We start from the raw sequence: 1,348 nt of genomic DNA, 5'->3' as shown, positions 1-1,348 counted from the left end.
GTCATGACCTGACCGCGATCAGCGCCGCGAACGCATCGCGGGCAGCCGCCGGTCACGAGCCGCACCCTTGAATCCGAGATAGAATTCTAGCGGGCGTGCGATCACTTCCTCGACGGTCTGGCGGGGATTAAGCGCATTGTCCGGCATCTGATAGATCATCTGAATGCGGCGCAGAACGTCTTTGGACCACTCCTTCAGCGTACTTGGCCTGCTGCAGCCGGCCGCAAGGCAGTGTTTGCCTCGATCTCTGATCTCATTGCGAATTGTGATGGAAAGCCCGGCGCTAGGGGCATGCTGGGACTCTTGATGATTAAATTATCGTGGTGCTCGCGCACAAGCCGGGTCCGGTAATCGGTGCCTTGCCTCGCGCCAGGCCCTGTCCAGTGACGGCCGGTCCAGCAGCTCAGGCCACGGCATCGCCGACATACGGAACCGAGGTTCGGTTCGGTGATTAAAGAAGGGCGAACTGGTTTTGCGGAGGTTTGAGGTGAACGGGCTCTTGAATGTGGGACTTTCGACGGCCGTGACGGGCACGGTCGCAAGCTTTGTGACGGCGGCGGTTCTAGCCCTTCTGGCCAAAGCCGAAGGCAAATCCGCACTGCAGCCGACCAACGCCACCAGCCACTGGCTGCACGGCGATAAGGCCGGTGCGGTCAGGAAAGCCGACCTCGCACACAGTGCGGTGGGTTTCGGCACCCACCATGCCTCGGCCATGTTCTGGGCCGCTCCGTTCGAGGCTTGGCTCGCCCGAAACCCACAGCGGTCGCCGCTGCTGATGCTGCGCGATGCCTCGGCAGTGGCCATGATTGCAGCCGTCGTGGATTATCTCGTCGTACCGAAGCGGCTCACACCAGGCTGGGAGACCGTGCTTTCGAAGCGCTCGATCGCCGCCACGTATGTCGCGCTTGCTCTGGGCTTGGCTGCCGGCGGACTGATCGCGCAGGCGATGCGGAAGACGGATTGATCGGATTCCAAGACTGGCGAGAGAACGCCTCTCCGTTTCAGCGGCCTCTTCTGGTCAAGTTCCCGATATCGCGCAGAAGCTTCTTGCTGGCCGCCGCCGGACCGGCATTTGCCACCGGGCAAACTATTTCCGCCGAGGACGCGGCTATGATGAACAAGGTTGTGCTTCTCGGGGATTCGGTATTTGAAAACGGCGCCTATGTCGCCGGCGGAGCAGATGTATTGGCCCACCTGCTGCGGCAGCTCCCGATCGGCTGGTCGGCCAAGCTGCTCGCCGTTGACGGCAGCGTCATGGCGGACGTGGGCCGGCAATTAAACCGCCTTCCAGCCGACGCCACTCATCTGGTGGTAAGCATAGGCGGTAAAGACGCACTTGGCGTCTCCT

At 61.9% G+C, this 1,348-nt stretch carries 2 protein-coding genes and 1 pseudogene; 2 read left to right on the top strand and 1 reads right to left on the bottom strand.

Annotated features, from left to right (window positions below):
• Window positions 1-18: 18 nt before the first annotated feature.
• A complete protein-coding gene (locus EOA78_RS36360) occupies window positions 19-159 on the bottom strand; it encodes a hypothetical protein (RefSeq protein ID WP_164784119.1) in 141 nt (46 codons plus the stop codon).
• 328 nt (window positions 160-487) lie between these two features.
• Between EOA78_RS36360 and EOA78_RS35485 the strand changes: the two genes are divergently transcribed.
• Window positions 488-964, top strand: coding sequence for a hypothetical protein (locus EOA78_RS35485; RefSeq protein ID WP_127320358.1), 477 nt, complete (start codon window positions 488-490; stop codon window positions 962-964).
• Window positions 961-1,348, top strand: a pseudogene (locus tag EOA78_RS35480) (hypothetical protein); the annotation flags it as partial. The gene EOA78_RS35485 and the pseudogene EOA78_RS35480, both read left to right, overlap by 4 nt.

It is taken from the genome of Mesorhizobium sp. M5C.F.Cr.IN.023.01.1.1 (assembly GCF_003997585.1).
GTDB classification, from domain to species: domain Bacteria; phylum Pseudomonadota; class Alphaproteobacteria; order Rhizobiales; family Rhizobiaceae; genus Mesorhizobium; species Mesorhizobium wenxiniae.
Note: the sequence above shows the minus strand (reverse complement) of the source record. Positions and strands in the feature narration are given on the sequence as shown.

Excerpts from the sequence above, each read along its gene's own strand:
- EOA78_RS36360 (WP_164784119.1), bottom strand. The coding sequence starts at position 159 with ATGATCTATCAGATGCCGGACAATGCGCTTAATCCCCGCCAGACCGTC.